The sequence below is a fragment of the Sphingomonas nostoxanthinifaciens genome (genome assembly GCF_019930585.1).
GTDB classification, from domain to species: Bacteria; Pseudomonadota; Alphaproteobacteria; order Sphingomonadales; family Sphingomonadaceae; genus Sphingomonas_I; species Sphingomonas_I nostoxanthinifaciens.
In genome coordinates, this window is the sequence record NZ_CP082839.1 from 4251115 (window position 1) to 4267436 (window position 16322).

The window sequence follows — 16322 nt, forward strand, 5'->3', positions numbered from 1 at the left end:
TCCGCCGCGCGTCGAGCCCATATCGTCGCAATCGCTGATCTAATTTGTTGTGGGCCGCCTAGTTGCGATAAAGGCGTTGGGGGCAATGGACAGGCCGCGTTCATCGCGGCGCGTCCAATGAGCAGCGGTTATGGCGGGGCGGGACGAACACGAAGGACAGGCGGCGGCGCGCGGCATGTTGCTCGCGTCGATCCACGATGTCGGACCGCGCTTCGAACGCGAGGTGACCGCGCTGGTCGATCGCCTCGAACGCCATCTTGGCGGCCCGCGATTCGCCATGCTGGTCGTTCCCGATCATTGGGGCGAGGCCCCGCTTTCCAAGGCCCCCGCTTTCCAGCAACGACTACGCGCGTGGGCCGATGCGGGCGTCGAGATGTTCCTGCACGGCTGGTCGCATCGCGACGACAGCGCGCATGGCGGCGCCGGTGCACGCTTCAAGGCGAAGCATATGACGGCCGGCGAGGGCGAGTTCCTCGGCCTGGATCGTACCGAGGCGGTGCGCCGCATGCGCGCAGGACGCGCGGTGATGGAAGATGCGATCGGGCGGCCCGTCGCCGGCTTCATCGCGCCGGCATGGCTGTACGGCGATGGCGCGCGCGCCGCGCTGGCGGACGAAGGATTTGCGCTGGCCGAGGACCATTTCCGCGTGTGGCGTCCGGCGGATGGCGCGATTCTGGCGCGCGGCCCGGTCATCACCTGGGCCAGCCGCAGCCCGCGGCGGATCGCCAGCTCGCGCCTGTTCGCCGGCCTCGCCCGCGCGGCGCTGCACCCCCTGCCGGTTGTGCGCGTGGCGGTGCATCCGGGCGACGCGCACGTGCCGAGCCTGCTCGCCAGCATCGACGCGACGCTGGGAACTTTTGCGCGCCGCCGCATCGGGCATTATGGGGATTTGGTTGCGGCGGCGTCATCCCCGGTGAAGACCGTCGGCGTCGTAGCCCAGGAGGCCAAGTGAGTTCCCCGCCCCAACACCACGCAGGTGCTGCTGCAGCGACCTGGACCGCAGAGACATTCGATCCCCCCTTGCTCGCCGAAGGCGGCAGCCTCGCCGCACGCTGGCTCGGTCCGGTCATCTCGCTCGGCATCTTTGCCGCGGTGCTGTGGCAATTGCGCACTATGCACATCGCGCAGGTCGTGGACATGGTGCCGCGATCGCCGCTCTTCTGGCTGGTGTTCGCCGGCTATTACCTCGTGACGCCCGCCGCCGACTTCCTGATCTTCCGCCGCCTGTGGAACCTGCCCGCCGCCGGCTTCGGCGCGCTGACGCGCAAGTTCGTCGGCAACGAAATCCTGATGGGCTATATCGGCGAGCTCCATTTCTACAGCTGGGCGCGCAACCGGCTGCGCATGGTGGCGGCGCCGTTCGCGGCGGTGAAGGACGTCGCGATCCTCTCGGCCGCGGCGGGCAACCTCGTCACGCTGGCGGTGCTGGCGGCGGCCTATCCGTTCCTCGGCGCGCTGCATCTCGGCCTCGCCCCCGGCACGATCGTGATGGCGGTGACGGTGACGCTCGGCACCTCGCTGGTGCTGCTCGCCTTCCGCGGCCGGCTGCTGACGCTCGATCCGACCGATCTGATGTTCGTCGGCGGCGTGCAGCTGCTGCGCGTCGTCGTGACGTCACTGCTGCCGGCCCTGCTGTGGCACCTCGTTCTGCCGCAGGTCGCGTTGGGCTGGTGGCTGCTGCTGGCATCGTTGCGCCTGCTGCTGTCGCGCCTGCCGTTGCTGCCCAACAAGGATCTTGTGTTCGCGGGCATCGCCGTGGTGCTGGTGGGCCCCGACGTCGCGATCGGCGGCCTGATGACGATGATGGCAAGCCTGATCCTGGCCACCCACATCCTGGTCGGCGCCGGGCTGGTGCTGGCCGAATTCGCGCTGGGCGAGGACTGAGCGCGGCATGCGCATCGTCGATGTCTGTGCGTTCTACGCGCCCGAAGGCGGCGGCGTGCGCACCTATATCGAGCGCAAGCTGAAGGCGGTGCCGGCCGCCGGGCACGAACTGATCGTGCTCGCCCCCGGCCGCACCGACAGGATCGAGCACCGCGGGCCGAATGCGCGGATCGAGTGGCTGGCGAGCCCGCGCTTCCCGCTCGATCGGCGCTACGGCTATTTCGCCGATGCCGGGCAACTCCACGCCGCGCTCGACCGGCTTCGGCCGGACGTGGTCGAGGTCTCGTCGCCGTGGCGCAGCGCCTCGATCGTCGCCGACTGGCAGGGGCCGGCGCGACGCGTGCTGGTGATGCACGCCGATCCGCTGTCCGCTTACGCCTATCGCTGGTTCGGCGGCGTCGCCGATCGCGCGACGATCGATCGCGGCTTTGCATGGTTCTGGCGGCATCTGCGCCGGCTCGACGCGCGCTACGACGCCGTGGTCAGCGCGAGTGCCAGCCTGTCGGAGCGCCTGACCGAGGGTGGCCTCGCCCGCGTCGTCACCAATCCGATGGGGGTCGATCCCGGCATCTTCTCGCCGGACCTGCGCGACGAGGAGCTGCGCGCGCGCCTGCTCGATCGCTGCGGGCTGCCGTCGAGCGCCACCTTGCTGCTCGCCGTCGGCCGCCACGCCCCCGAGAAACGGTGGCCGATGGTGATCGACGCCGCCATGACGGCGGCCGCGCGCCGGCCGGTGGGATTGGTGCTGGTCGGCGATGGTCGTGATCGTGGGCGGATCGTCCGCCAGATCGGCGCGAACCCGCACGTCTGCCTGGTCGCGCCGATCCGCGATCGCCTGCGCCTCGCGACGATGATGGCAAGCGCCGATGCGCTGATCCATGGCTGCGAGGCCGAAACCTTCTGCATCGTCGCTGCCGAGGCGCGTGCATCGGGCCTGCCGCTCATCGCTCCCGATGCGGGTGGCGCCTCGGATCAGGCGCGCGCGGGTGGCGGCCTCACCTATCGCGCCAGTTCGAGCGCCAGCGCTGCCGCCGCCATCACCCGTTTCGTCGATCAGCCGGTCCGCGCGACCGGCAGCGTCCGCACGATGGACGAGCATTTCGCCGATTTATTCGCGCTCTACGAATGGCTTGACCAGCCGGCCGCACGCGCCGCCTGAGCCATTGCGCCCGCGTGGTGCGCCGTTAGGCTGGCGCGATGCTCCCCTCCCCCGACATCCTCGCCGCCGACGCCACCGCCGAACTGGCGCGGCTGGTCGCGTTCGACACCACTTCGCGCGACTCGAACCTCGCGCTGATCGTCCATGTCGAGCGCCTGCTCGCCGATCTGGGCATCGCCACCACGCGCGTGCCGAGTGCCGATGGCAGCAAGACCAATCTCTACGCGACGATCGGCCCGGCGGTCGCGGGCGGGATCGTGCTGTCGGGCCACACCGACGTGGTGCCGGTCGACGGCCAAAGCTGGACGAGCGATCCGTTCACCCTCGCCGCGCGCGACGGGCGCCTTTACGGGCGCGGCACCTGCGACATGAAGGGCTTCCTCGCGCTCGCGCTGGCGGCGGCACCGGCCTTCGCGCAAGGCAGCCTCGCGCGGCCGGTTCACCTCGCCCTTTCCTATGACGAAGAGGTGGGCTGCATCGGTGCACCGGCGATGATCGCGGAGATTGCGCGGACGCTGCCGCCGCCGGCCGCGGTGATCGTCGGCGAGCCGACCAACATGCAGGTCGTCCGCGGGCACAAGGGGATCACCTCCTACCTCGTCACCGTCACCGGGCACGAGGCGCATTCCAGCCTCACCCATCTCGGCCTGTCGGCCAACATGGTGGCGGTGCAGCTGATGGGGCAGCTCGCCGCGCTGGCCGAGCGGCTGGAGCGCGAGGCGGATCCGGCGTCGCCGTTCGTGCCGCCGCATGCGACGCTCACCATCGGCCAGGTCGACGGCGGCACCGCGGTCAACATCCTCGCCGGGCGCTGCACCTTCCTGTTCGATCTGCGCTGCCCGCCCGGGCTGGACCCCGAGGCGGTGCTGGCCCCGTTCCTGGCCGAGGCGGCGCGGTGCGACGCGACGATCAAGGCGCGCTTTCCGGCCGCCGGCGTCTCGGTCGTCCGCCGCTCCACCACGCCTGCCTTTGCGCCCGATCCCGACAGCGTGGCCGAGCGCATTGCGCGCAGCCTCGCCGGCGACAACGGTCCGGCGCGCGTCGTCGCCTACGCTGCAGAGGCGGGGCAATTCCAGCAGGGCGGCTTCTCGACCGTGATCTGCGGCCCCGGCTCGATCGAGCAGGCACATCAACCTGACGAATATGTCGAGAAGACGCAGATCGCGCGCGGGGCGAGCTTCATGCTGCGGCTGGCGGAGATGCTGGCAAACTGATGTTATTGTACGACGAACCGTAATCCCTATCTTCAGGGCAGCAGGAGGTTTCCCAGACAATCCGCCAGATCGCCGCTTTACCCTATCGCATCGACGATACCGGCACGGTCAACGTGCTGCTCATCACCAGCCGTGAGACGCGGCGTTGGGTCGTGCCCAAGGGTAATCCGATCCGCGGCCTGTCCAGCCACCAGGCCGCCGCCCACGAAGCCTATGAGGAGGCGGGTGTCCGCGGCATCACCTGCCCGACGGCGCTGGGATCGTACAATTATTGGAAACGGCGCAACGATGGCAGCGTGCGTCGGGCGACCGTCGCGGTGTTTCCCCTCGCCGTCACCGAGCAGGAGGCCGACTGGCCCGAGCAGGACGAGCGCGAGACGCGCTGGTTCGACCTGCCCGAGGCTGCGACCCTTGTGCAGGAGGCAGATCTCGGCCGCCTGATCGGTCGCTTCCGCGCGCCCGCTCCGGTTGCTGGACCGGGGCAACGGCTGCTGGCATGGACGCACGCGCTGGGCGGGAGGGTGCCGATGCTGCGCTGGTTCCAAGCACTGATGCCGCGGCAGGGGCGCTTCTTCGATCTATTCGAGGATCATGCCGCGACGCTCGTCGCGGGCGCCGACGCGCTGGCGCGGCTGCTTCAGGGCGGCCCCGACATGCCGCTCTACATCCGCGAGATCACCGACCGCGAGCATGAGGCGGACGACATCACCCGCACCGTGCTGCAGGACGTGCGCCGCACCTTGGTCGCGCCGTTCGATCGCTCGACCATCTCCGGGCTGATCGCGACGATGGACGATGCGATCGACCAGATGAATCACACGGCAAAGGCCATCACGCTCTACGAATTGAGTGAGTTCGAGCCCGCGATGCGCGACATTGCCGCGATCATCCTCGAGGCGGCGCGGGTCACGTCGGAGGCGGTGCCGCTGCTGCGCGCGATCGGCATCAATTCGGAACGCATCCTCGAACTGACCGAGCGGCTCGTCACGCTGGAAGGGCATGCCGACACGATCCACGATCGGGGCCTGAAGATCCTGTTCGGCGAGGCGGAGAGCGGCGGGGCGATGCACTTCATCGTCGGTCGCGAGATCTACACCCACCTCGAGCGCGTCGTGGACAAGTTCGAGGATGTCGCGAACGAGATCCAGGGCCTCGTGCTCGATCACGCCTGACGCGACGGTGCATCTCGCTCTGCCCCTGCTGATCGGCCTGGTCGGCGTCGCCTTGCTGTTCGACCTGCTCAACGGCGTGCACGATGCCGCCAATGCGATCGCAACGGTGGTCTCGACCCGCGTCCTGCCGCCGACGCTGGCGGTCATCTGGGCGGCGTTCTTCAACTTCGTCGCCGTGCTGGTGTTCGGCGTGCATGTCGCCGAGACGGTCGGGCAGGGCATCGTCGCCGCCGGTATCGTCACGCCGCAGGTGATCTTTGCCGCGCTGGCGGGCGCGATCGTGTGGAACCTCGCCACCTGGGCGATCGGCGTCCCCTCCTCGTCCAGCCACGCGCTGATCGGCGGCCTCATCGGCGCGGGCACGGCGCGGGCTGGCCTGCATGCGATCGTGTGGAGCGGCGTGTCGAAATGGGCGGCGGCCATCGTCCTGTCGCCCGCGCTGGGCCTGCTGCTCGCGCTCATGCTGATGCTGTTGGTGCCGTGGCTGCTCGCATGGACTCGGCCCGCCCGCGCTGACCGGCTGTTCCGCCGGCTCCAGCTCGTGTCGGCGGCGCTCTACGCGCTGGGCCATGGCGGCAACGACGCGCAGAAGACGATGGGGGTCATCACCGTCCTGCTCTATTCGCAGGGGCTGCTGCGAGGCGGCTTCCACGTGCCCTTGTGGGTCGCGCTGGCCTGCCAGGCGGCGATGGCGCTCGGCACGCTGGGGGGCGGGTGGCGGATCGTCCGCACCGTGGGATCGCGCATCACCCGGCTGACCCCCGCGCAGGGCTTCTGCGCCGAGACCGGCGGCGCGATCACGCTCGCCATCGCGACTGTCAGCGGCATCCCGGTATCGACCACACACACCATCACCGGCGCGATCGTCGGTGTCGGCGCGGCGCGGCGACTGTCGGCGGTGCGCTGGGGCGTCGTCGGCGGGATCGTCGCGGCGTGGTGCATCACGCTGCCGGCGGCGGCGCTTATGGCGGCGGCCGTCTACGCGCTCGCCGGCCTGTTCTGATCGCTGGGGATTCTCCTGCCGCCCGTCCTGATGTATCGATCGGCGGATGATGCCCGCGCTTTCCGTGACCCGCTCGATCCTGGGCCAGCCGTGGCGCTGGCGCGGCTCGAGCGCGGACCGGCGCGACGAGGCGGGCCAGGCCGACGATCTGGTGACACAATTGCTGCTGGCGCGCGGCGTGTCGCGGGCGGCGCTCGACAGCCATCGCGCGCCCACCATTCGCGGCTTCATGCCCGATCCGTCGATCTTCCGCGACATGGACGTCGCCGCCGCGCGACTGGCCAAGGCGGTGACGACCGGCGAGGCCGTCACCGTCTTCGGCGACTATGACGTCGACGGCGCGACCTCGGCCGCCCTGCTCGTCCGCCTGCTGCGCGATCTCGGCCTCGCCCCCGCCGCTTATATTCCCGACCGGCTGATGGAGGGGTATGGTCCCTCCGGCGCCGCTCTGGTGCGGATCGCCGAGGGCGGCTGCAAGCTGGTGGTGACGGTGGATTGCGGGGCGCAGGCGTTCGAGGCGCTCGACGAGGCCGCCGCCGCCGGGCTCGACGTGATCGTGGTCGATCACCACAAATGCGCGACCACGCTGCCGCGCGCACTGGCGCTGGTGAACCCCAACCGGCTCGACGAAGGCGAAGGCGCGGCGCACGGCCATCTCGCGGCGGTCGGCGTCGCCTTCCTGCTGGGCGCCGCCTTGATCCGCACGTTGCGCGCCGCGGGCTGGTTCGCCGATCGGGCCGAGCCGCGGCTGATCGACCTGCTCGATCTGGTCGCACTCGGCACCGTCGCCGATGTCGCCGCGCTCAAGGGGCTCAATCGCGCCTTCGTCGCGCAGGGGCTGAAGGTGATGGCGCAAGGCCGCAACCTCGGCCTCGCCGCGCTCGCACGCGCTGCCGGGCTCACCGCCGCGCCGAGCTGTTCCGATCTCGGTTTCGCGTTGGGCCCGCGCATCAATGCCGGCGGCCGGGTGGGCAAGGCCGATCTCGGCGTTCGCTTGCTCACGACGCGTGATCCCGCCGAAGCCGACGCGATCGCCGCCGAACTCGACCGGCTGAACGGCGAGCGGCGCGCGATCGAAGGCGAGGTGACGCAGGCCGCCGAGGCGCTGGCCGCCGCGCAGCGCGAGCGCGCGGTGACGGTGGTGACCGGCGCGGGCTGGCATCCGGGCGTGATCGGCATCGTCGCCAGCCGGCTGAAAGAGCGACTCGGCCGCCCGGCGATCGTCATCGCATTGGACGAGGCCGGCGTCGGCAAGGGCTCCGGGCGGTCGATCTCGGGCGTCGATCTCGGCGCGGCGGTGCTCGCCGCCAAGGATATGGGTCTGCTCGTCGCGGGTGGCGGGCATGCGATGGCGGCGGGGCTGACGATCGCCGCCGACAAGATCGAAGCCTTCGCCGATTTCCTCGACGCGCGGCTGGCAGCCGATGTCGAGCGCGCGCGCGACGATCGCGCCCTGCTGCTCGATGCGGTGCTGAGCGCGGGCGGCATCGCGCCATCATTGGTCGACGCGCTGGAGGCGGGCGGCCCCTATGGCGCCGGCTGGCCGAGCCCGCGCGTCGCCGCCGGCCCGGTGCGCGTGGTGCGCGCCGATATCGTCGGCAACGGCCACGTCCGTGCAGTGGTGGCGGGCGACGACGGCCGCTCGATCAAGACCGTCGCCTTCCGCCAGGCGGAGACGGCGCTCGGCCAGGCGCTGCTCGGCGCGGGACCGCATCGCCGGCTATGGGTAGCCGGTCGCGCGCGCATCGACCTGTGGAATGGCGGCAGTCAGGCGGAACTTCACCTCGACGACGCCGCATGGTGCGATTGACCTCGGCGCGCCCAGCCCTTAAGCGCCTTCCCCTGCCATCATGGCCCCTTCGTCTAAGGGTTAGGACGCGGCCCTTTCACGGCTGAAATACGGGTTCGAATCCCGTAGGGGTCACCATCCGCACGTGCGGATCGGCAATTTCCGGCTCAGCCGATGGCGAGAACGTCGCCGGGCCGAAGCGACGGCAGCAATGTGAGCAGCGCTTCCCTCTCCACCGCGATACAGCCTTCGGTCGGTGCGGCGTCGCGCCAGCAGTGGAGGAAGATCGCGCTGCCGGCGCCGGGGATGGGCGGCGCGTCGTTGTGGCCGAGTATCACGATCACGTCGTAGAGGCCGTCGTCGCGCCACAGCCGCTCGGCCGAGCAGGCGTATGGGTGGCGCACCGGGCGATTGTAAGCGGGGTCGGCCGGATCGTCCGACCAGCCGTCGTCGGGGCGGATCCAGCGCCACGGCAATGCGAGCGACGGCGGGAGCGTCAACCGATCCGGCCGAAGCAGTACGCCGCGCACCGGCCAATGACCGTAAGGCGTCGCGCCGTCGCCTTCGCGCTTGGCGGCTGCATCGATCGCCTCCCCCCGGCCGATCGCGCAAGGGATGAGTGCGTCGCCGGCGCGCAGCGTTCGCGCGGCGCAATCGACCGCCAGCCTCACAACAGATGGCCGGTCCGGTCGCGCTTCACCGCGAGATAATGGGCGTTGTGCGGATTGGGCGGCAGCGCGTGCGGCACGCGCTCGACCACGGTGACCCCCGCCGCCTCGAGCCCCGCGACCTTGGCGGGGTTGTTGGTGAGCAGCCGCACCCGATCCTGCCCGAGCCGGCGCAGCATCGCCGCCGCGACGCCGAAATCGCGCGCGTCGATCGCGAAGCCCAGCCGCAGATTGGCCTCGACCGTGTCGAAGCCCTGATCCTGCAGCGCATAAGCGCGCAATTTGTTGACGAGGCCGATCCCGCGCCCCTCCTGCCGCAGATAGAGCAATATCCCCCAGCCGCTCGCGGCGATCGCTGCCAGCGCCGCCTGCAACTGCGGCCCGCAATCGCATTTCAGGCTGCCGAGCACGTCGCCGGTGAGGCATTCGCTGTGCAGGCGGACGAGCGGCGGCCGGCCATCGGGCGCGCCGATCAGCAGTGCGACATGCTCGCCCGCATCCTCGGGCGAGCGGAAGGCGACGATCTCGGCCTGCTCCGCCTGCGCGATCGGCAGTCGCGCGCGCGCGACGATGGCGAGGCGATCGCCGGCATCATGCTCGGCAATCTCCTGCGCGGTGACGTGCGCCGCCGGCTCGCCGCCGTCGCGCGCGATGAAGAAAGCCGGCAGCAGCCCGGCGAGGCGCGCCAGCGTCAGCGCGGCGGCCGCGGCATCCGCCTCGACGATCGGGCGCGTGCGGTAGGGGCCCTTGAGCGGCGTGGCGAGGTCGCCCGCCGGGTCCGCCAGCGCCAATGCCGCCGGCAGATCGAGCCACGGCGCGCGCTCCACCGCGACCGCCTGCCCCGGCGTGGCGGCGTCGCGCTGGTTGGCGAGCTTCAGCACCGCGCCGCGCTCGGCCGACAGCAGCAGATCGGCGTGGCCGTCGGGATCGAACGCCGCCAGCCGCTCGCTATCCGCGGTCTCGACCGCGAGCAGCAGCAACCAGCCGTCCGAACCCTCGATCGCGACCGGCCAGCCGCGCCGGATCGCGTCGATCGCGCGCGCCGCATCGCGTGCGCTCACACCGCGAACTCGGTCACGAGCGGCACGTGATCGGATGGCTTGATCCACGATCGGCATGGCTCGCACACATGGTGCGCGACCGCCTTCGCCGCCAGCGCGGGGCTTGCCCACATATGATCGAGCCGGCGGCCGCGATCGTTCACCGTGAAATCGGGCGAGCGGTAGCTCCACCACGTGTGGAGGCGCGCCGGCGCCGGATGGAAATGGCGGCCGAGATCGACCCAGTCGTGCGCCGCCTGCAGCCGGCCGAGCGCGTCGACCTCGACCGGGGTGTGGCTGACGACGTCGAGCAGTTGCTTGTGGCTCCACACGTCTTCGGGCAGCGGCGCGATGTTGAAGTCGCCCACCAGCAAAGTCGGCTCCGCCAGATGGCGCGACCAGTCGGTCATGCGTTCGACGAAGGCCAGCTTCTGCTTGAACTTGGGATTGAGCGCGGGATCGGGAATGTCGCCGCCCGCCGGCACGTAGACATTCTCCAGCCGGAAGCCCGCCTCCAGCCGCACGCCGACGTGGCGCGCCTCGCCATTGTCCTGCCAGTCGAACCGCCAGCTGTCGTCGGTGGCGTCGGACAGCGGCACGCGGCTGAGGATGGCGACGCCGTGATGCATGCGCTGGCCGTGCAGCCGCTGATGGACATAGCCGAAGCCGCGAAATGCGTCGGCCGGAAAGACGTCGTCGGCGGCCTTGGTTTCCTGCAGGCACACTATGTCGGGCTGTTCCTCGGCGAGGAAGCGCTCGACGATGCCGATCCGCGCGCGCACCGAGTTGATGTTCCACGACGCGATCTTGAGGGTGGCCATGGGAGGGCCAATAGCCGCGCCGGAAAGACGTGGGAAGCCGGCGGACCGACCGTCGCGCGCCCCCGCAGCGACGGCCGGCCCCACCTCCCCCCAATCAATATTTCAGGCTGACCGTTCCGAACACGGTGCGGCCGGGCGCGACCGTCGCATAATGGGCGGCATAGGCCTGGCTGAAGTAGCGCTTGTCGGTCAGATCGTTGGCGTTGATGCTGACCGTGATCCGCGGCGTCACGACGTAAGATGCGCGGGCATCGAACCGCCAATAGCTCGGGATCGAGCGCGCCAGAACGGTGGTCGCGGGGATGATCGTCACGTTGCCCGCGCTATCCTGCACCGCCTTGCGGTTGTCGGAATAGCCGCCAAAGACCCGGCTGGTGTAGAAGGCGCCTCCGCCCAGCGTGAACTTGCCGATCGTATAGTCGCTCCATGCGCTGAAGCTGTGCTTGGCAGTCTGCGGGAACTGCTTGCCGGTGTTGACCGACGTCACATAGACGGTCTGCGCAGCGCGGCTGCCGATCGCGGCGGCGGTGAGCGCGCTCTGCCCGCCGTCGCGCACCTTGGCGTCGAGATAGGTATAGCCGCCGAACACGGTCCACGCGTCGGTGATGCGGCCATTGAAGCCGAGAGTCGCGCCGTCGACGCGCTTCTTGCCGATGAAGGCGACGGTGTTCGCGTCGATCGTCACGCGCGCATTGGTTGTGTCGACGCGGAACACCGCGAGCGTCAGCGACAGTTTCTCGTGCAGTACGTCGGCCTTGGCGCCGACTTCGTAGCTCTTGCTCTTCTCGGGCTTGAGCTGATCGAGCAGCGGCGAGACCGCGGTACCGAGTGAATTGCCCTCCAGGCCCTCGCCCAGCAGGCTGTTGGGCGGCGTGGTGGAGGTCGCGATCGATCCGTAGACGCTGATGTTCCCCGCCGGCTTGCCGACCAGCCCGGCCTGGTAGTTCCAGTTGCCGTCATGCCGTTTCAGATAGACTGGCGCCGCGGTCGCGCTGGTCAGCGGCAGTCGCGTCGTCGAGGTAAAATCGTCGTAGCGCACGCCGAGATTGGCGATGAGATATTGGCCGATCCCGATCGAATCGAACAGGTAGCCGGCCTTGGTGATGCCGGTGTTGATTGTGTCGCTCCACGTCGTGCTGCGCGTGATCGCCGTCGCCGTCGTGCTGGTGTCGCTGGTGTAATTGACCCAGGGGTCATTGGGATTGGGGTTGCCCAGCGGCGCGCAATTGGAGCGCGCGACCGAGGAGACCGAGCAGCGCGGGCTGATCGTCGAGCCGGTCGCCAGCACGTAGGTGCCGCGGCGCGCATCCTCGCTGCTAAACTCCATGCCCGCGGCGATGCTGTGCTTGAGGATGCCGGTCTCGAACTTGGCGGTGACGTCGGTCTGGTTGATCAGGCTGTTCGTCACGCCGGTGCGGGTGTTGGCGCGGCGCCAGACATAGCCGCCATTGGTGAAGTTGGTGCCGGTGTTGGTGGCGGTCGTCCCGACGACGTTGCCCTGCGAATCGTCGGGCTGAGTGTAGATGTAGCCCTGATAGGTGTGGCTGAAGCGCGACGTGTTGCGGATCATGACGTTGCTGCCGAAATCATGCTCCGCACGCAACGTCGCCTGATCGGTGTTCGATGTGCGGAAATCGCGATCCTTCAATCCGTAGAAGGTCGAATAGGGCACGGTCACGTTCTGGCCACCGAGCGTGCTGACGTTGTGCACCGGCTCCGACAGCACGAAGTTTCCGGCGGGCGCGTTGCAGATCGTCGCCGAGCAGACGTAGGTGTAGGGCAGGCCGCTGTCGGGCAGCTCGCTGGTGTGCAGGTGGTAATAAGCCGCGGTCAGCCGGGTCGGTGTGCCGAGGCCGATCGTCACCGATGGCGCGATGCCCCAGCGCTTCTGCCAAATGGCGTCGCGACCGGCGACATCCTGATCGTGCCACATCCCCTCGATCCGCACCGCGGCGGTGGGGCTGATCTGCTTGTTCACATCGACGACGACGCGCTTGTAATCGGCATTGCCGTAACTGCCGTCGAGCGTCGCGAAGTCGCCGAGCTTCGGCAGCTTCGAGATGATGTTGATCGTGCCGCCCGCCGAGCCGCGCCCGCCGAGCGTGCTGTCCGAGCCCTGCACGACCTGGATCTGGTCGACCGCGAACACCTCGCGGGTCTGTGCGCCGATGTCGCGCACGCCGTCGAGATAGGTCGAGCCCTGCGAATCATAGCCGCGGATGAACGGCCGGTCGCCGATCGGATTGCCGCCCTCGGCCGCGCCGAAGGTGATGCCCGGCACCGTGCGCAATGCATCGACCAAGCTGGCCGAGCCGGTCTCGCGGATCAGATTTTCGGGAATCACCGTGATGGTGCGCGGCGTGTCGAGCAGCGGCGCGACCATTTTGGGATTGGGGTTGTCGTCGAGATGGCCGTTGACCGTGATGACATGCTCCTGATCCGGCGCCGCTTCGGCCGGCGCGTCAGCAGGATCCGCAGCCTGCGCGGCGGAGAGAAATCCCACGCACGACAGCGCGAGGAACGTCGGCTTCTTCCATTCAAGTGACACGATGATGCTGCCCCGTCTGATGATGGCGTGGTCGTTCCACGTCCGTTCAAAGGCGCCGCTAATGAGAGTCGTTCGCAACGTCAATTGCTTTTGAGAAACATTCGCACACACTGATCGAGAGAATCGCGGTCAACCGCATCGGGTTCGGCGTCCAAGGGGTTGCGTTGGCGGCAAGGGCTCGCCCATCGTGGACGGCGATGCTGCGACAATATGAGCTGGTCGATCGGGTGCTTAGCTACGATCCCACCGCCGACGAGGCGCTGCTCAATCGCGCCTACGTTTTCTCGATGGCGGCGCATGGCAGCCAGAAGCGCGCCAATGGCGATCCCTATTTCAGCCATCCGATCGAAGTGGCCGGTATCCTGACCGACCTCAACCTCGACGACGAGACCATCGCCACCGCGATCCTCCACGACACGATCGAGGATACGCTGGCGACGCCCGAGCAGGTCGAGAAGAGCTTCGGCCCGGCGGTTGCGCGGCTGGTCGACGGCGTCACCAAGCTGTCGAAGATCGAGGCGCAGTCGGAAAGCCAGCGCGCCGCGGAGAATCTGCGCAAGTTCCTGCTGGCGATGTCCGACGACATCCGCGTGCTGCTGGTGAAGCTGGCCGACCGGCTGCACAACATGCGCACGCTCAAATATATTCCGGCCGAGGCCAAGCGCCGCCGGATCGCGCGCGAGACGATGGATATCTATGCGCCGCTCGCCGAGCGAATCGGCATGTACGAGTTCATGACCGAGATGCAGACGCTCGCCTTCCGCGAGCTGGAGCCCGAGGCGTATGATTCGATCGTTCGCCGGCTCGACCAGCTGAAGGAAGGCGGCGGCGATCGCGTCGCGCGCATATCGTCCGGCATCCGCCTGCTGCTGGGCCAGAAAGGCATCAAGGCCGAGGTCGAGGGACGCGAGAAGCATCCTTATTCGATCTGGCGCAAGATGACCGAGCGCCACATCAGCTTCGAGCAGCTTTCGGACGTGATGGCGTTCCGCGTGGTGCTGGAGGATGACGAGCAATGCTATCGCGCGCTCGGCCTGCTCCACGGGCGCTGGCCGATGGTGCCGGGCCGCTTCAAGGATTACATCTCGACGCCGAAGCGCAACGGCTATCGCTCGCTCCACACCGCCGTGATCCATTCGGAGCGCGTGCGGATCGAGATCCAGATCCGCACCGCCAAGATGCATGCCGAGGCCGAATATGGCGTCGCCGCGCACTGGGCCTACAAGCAGGGCGGCACGATCCAGCCCGACGTCAAATCGCGCTGGATCCGCGACCTCGTCGAGATCCTCGACCATGCATCCAGCGCGGAGGAACTGCTCGAGCATACGCGGATGGCGATGTATCAGGATCGCATCTTCGCCTTCACGCCGAAGGGCGAGCTGATCCAGCTGCCGAAGGGCGCGACCCCGGTCGATTTCGCTTATGCGGTCCACACCGATCTCGGCGACCAGACGGTCGGCGCGAAAATCAACGGGCGGGTCGTGCCGCTGCGCACGCCGATCAAGAATGGCGACCAGGTGCAAATCCTGCGTTCCGCCGCGCAGGAGCCGCAAGCGGCGTGGATGAGCTTCGCCGCGACCGGCAAGGCGCGCGCCTCGATCCGCCGCTTCGTCCGCCAGAAGGAGCAGGCCGAGATGGTCGCGCTCGGCCGCCGCTTCTACGACGCGATCGTCGCGCGCCTGCCGGCGCAGCTCGGCCCCAACGCGCTCGACGAAGCGATCCGGCGCCTGAAGGTCACCGACGCGGACCGGCTGATGGAGCAGATCGCGCGCGGCATCCTCACCGACGAGCAGGTGATGGAGGCGCTGATGCCGGGCTCGGCCAAGCAGGTCGGGGCGGCGCCGCGCGCGGCGCGCGCCGTGTCGATGAAGGGGCTCACCCCCGGCGTCGCCTTCACCCTCGCCCAATGCTGCACGCCGGTGCCGGGCGACCGCATCGTCGGCGTGCGGCTGACCGACCGGCCGGTCGAGGTCCACGTCATCGAATGCCCGGTGCTGCAGGCCGCGCCCGAAGAGGATTGGGTCGATCTCGCCTGGGGCGACGGCAGCGAGGGCGGCACCGCGCGGCTGAACGTGATCGTGCGCAACGAGCCCGGCTCGCTCGGCGTGATGGCGGGGATCCTCGGCGCGCAGGGCGCCAACATCGTCAACCTGACGCTGTCGCAGCGCGACCAGAGCTTCCACACCTTCCACGTGGTGATCGAGGTGCACGACGTGGCGCATCTGATGCGCATCCTCGCCGGCCTGCGCGCCGCCGACGCGATCGCCAGCGCCGAACGGATGGAGCCGCAACCGCCCCTGCTCGCCGCCTGACGGATCGATCCGGCCGGCACGAAACCGCATTGACGCGGAATGTCCGCCCCTTAACCATGTGCAGCGGCAATCGACCGGATGAAGAGTCGCCGCCGGTACTTCTTTGGGGGAGGAATAGCCGATGCGCAGCATCCTATTGTCGGGTCGTATCCTTGGCCTGCTCGCTTCACTCGCGGCGACCGGGCCGGTCATGGCCACGAAATATACCTATGTCGTCACCGGGACGACGATCGCCCCGACAACCGACCCGCTTGGCATCTACGATATCGGCACCAGCGACACCTTCGTCGCGCCCGGCACACCCTTCACGCTGACCTTCACGGTCGACGATTCGCTGGCCGGCGCGGCGTATAGCTATGCCGCGGGTGGCTCATCCGCGATCGGCGGCGGCATCCACCAGGCGGGCACCGTGCCGCCGGTGACGACAAGCGGGGATTATCCCGTGAGGACCGGCGATTCCTACACGCCGCCACCGACAAGCGGCCTCGGCGATCCGATCGGAACCGAGATTACCGAAAGCGATCTCGGATCGGTCCAGAAAAGCGCGGGCACGCTCTCCTTCACCGCGCAATATCTCAAGGACGAGGGTTTTTATTCGGTCATCAAGACCGGCGGCGAGGTCGTGGCGGATTATCTCTCGATCGACCTGAAAAGCGCGGCGTTCACCTCCACCGATTTCCGCGAAGTCGGGACGTTCGCGCTGGCGCCGGGC

Annotated in this window: 12 protein-coding genes and 1 tRNA gene; 9 read left to right on the top strand and 4 right to left on the bottom strand. The window is 68.8% G+C overall.

Annotated features, from left to right (window positions below; genetic code table 11):
• Positions 1-130: 130 nt before the first annotated feature.
• From K8P63_RS20445 to K8P63_RS20480, 8 genes are all read left to right on the top strand, one after another.
• Positions 131-952, top strand: a complete 822-nt coding sequence (locus K8P63_RS20445; RefSeq protein WP_223797807.1) for a DUF2334 domain-containing protein — start codon at positions 131-133, stop codon at positions 950-952.
• Positions 949-1884 (top strand): hypothetical protein, encoded by a 936-nt coding sequence (locus K8P63_RS20450; RefSeq protein ID WP_223797808.1) that lies wholly within the window; start codon positions 949-951, stop codon positions 1882-1884. The genes K8P63_RS20445 and K8P63_RS20450 overlap by 4 nt, the downstream gene beginning before the upstream one ends.
• A 7-nt stretch (positions 1885-1891) precedes the next feature.
• Positions 1892-3043 (top strand): glycosyltransferase, encoded by a 1152-nt coding sequence (locus K8P63_RS20455; RefSeq protein WP_223797809.1) that lies wholly within the window; start codon positions 1892-1894, stop codon positions 3041-3043.
• 38 nt (positions 3044-3081) lie between these two features.
• Entirely contained in the window at positions 3082-4257 is a 1176-nt protein-coding gene (gene argE / locus K8P63_RS20460; RefSeq protein ID WP_223797810.1) for an acetylornithine deacetylase, read from the top strand.
• Positions 4258-4316: 59 nt separating this feature from the next.
• Positions 4317-5429 carry a DUF47 family protein gene (locus K8P63_RS20465; protein WP_223799898.1) on the top strand — a complete coding sequence of 371 codons (1113 nt, stop codon included), beginning with the start codon at positions 4317-4319 and terminating at the stop codon, positions 5427-5429.
• Positions 5386-6432, top strand: coding sequence for an inorganic phosphate transporter (locus K8P63_RS20470; RefSeq protein WP_398288090.1), 1047 nt, complete (start codon positions 5386-5388; stop codon positions 6430-6432). The genes K8P63_RS20465 and K8P63_RS20470 overlap by 44 nt, the downstream gene beginning before the upstream one ends.
• Positions 6433-6478: 46 nt before the next feature.
• Positions 6479-8242 carry a single-stranded-DNA-specific exonuclease RecJ gene (gene recJ / locus K8P63_RS20475; RefSeq protein WP_223797812.1) on the top strand — a complete coding sequence of 588 codons (1764 nt, stop codon included), beginning with the start codon at positions 6479-6481 and terminating at the stop codon, positions 8240-8242.
• Between the two features lie 42 nt (positions 8243-8284).
• Positions 8285-8359: transfer RNA gene (locus K8P63_RS20480), tRNA-Glu, on the top strand.
• 29 nt (positions 8360-8388) lie between these two features.
• On the opposite strand, the gene K8P63_RS20485 is transcribed toward K8P63_RS20480, so the two are convergent.
• The 4 genes from K8P63_RS20485 to K8P63_RS20500 all read right to left on the bottom strand — a co-directional run bounded on the left by K8P63_RS20485 (position 8389) and on the right by K8P63_RS20500 (position 13298).
• Complete coding sequence (locus K8P63_RS20485) at positions 8389-8892, bottom strand: L,D-transpeptidase family protein (protein WP_223797813.1); 504 nt, start codon at positions 8890-8892, stop codon at positions 8389-8391.
• Positions 8889-9950 carry a GTP cyclohydrolase II gene (gene ribA / locus K8P63_RS20490; protein ID WP_223797814.1) on the bottom strand — a complete coding sequence of 354 codons (1062 nt, stop codon included), beginning with the start codon at positions 9948-9950 and terminating at the stop codon, positions 8889-8891. The genes K8P63_RS20485 and ribA overlap by 4 nt, the downstream gene beginning before the upstream one ends.
• Positions 9947-10750, bottom strand: coding sequence for an exodeoxyribonuclease III (locus tag K8P63_RS20495; protein ID WP_223797815.1), 804 nt, complete (start codon positions 10748-10750; stop codon positions 9947-9949). The genes ribA and K8P63_RS20495 overlap by 4 nt, the downstream gene beginning before the upstream one ends.
• 94 nt (positions 10751-10844) lie before the next feature.
• Positions 10845-13298 carry a TonB-dependent receptor gene (locus K8P63_RS20500; protein ID WP_223797816.1) on the bottom strand — a complete coding sequence of 818 codons (2454 nt, stop codon included), beginning with the start codon at positions 13296-13298 and terminating at the stop codon, positions 10845-10847.
• 197 nt (positions 13299-13495) lie between these two features.
• Here K8P63_RS20500 and K8P63_RS20505 point away from each other — a divergent pair, with 197 nt between their 5' ends.
• Positions 13496-15610, top strand: coding sequence for a RelA/SpoT family protein (locus K8P63_RS20505; RefSeq protein ID WP_223797817.1), 2115 nt, complete (start codon positions 13496-13498; stop codon positions 15608-15610).
• Positions 15611-16322 lie beyond the last annotated feature (712 nt).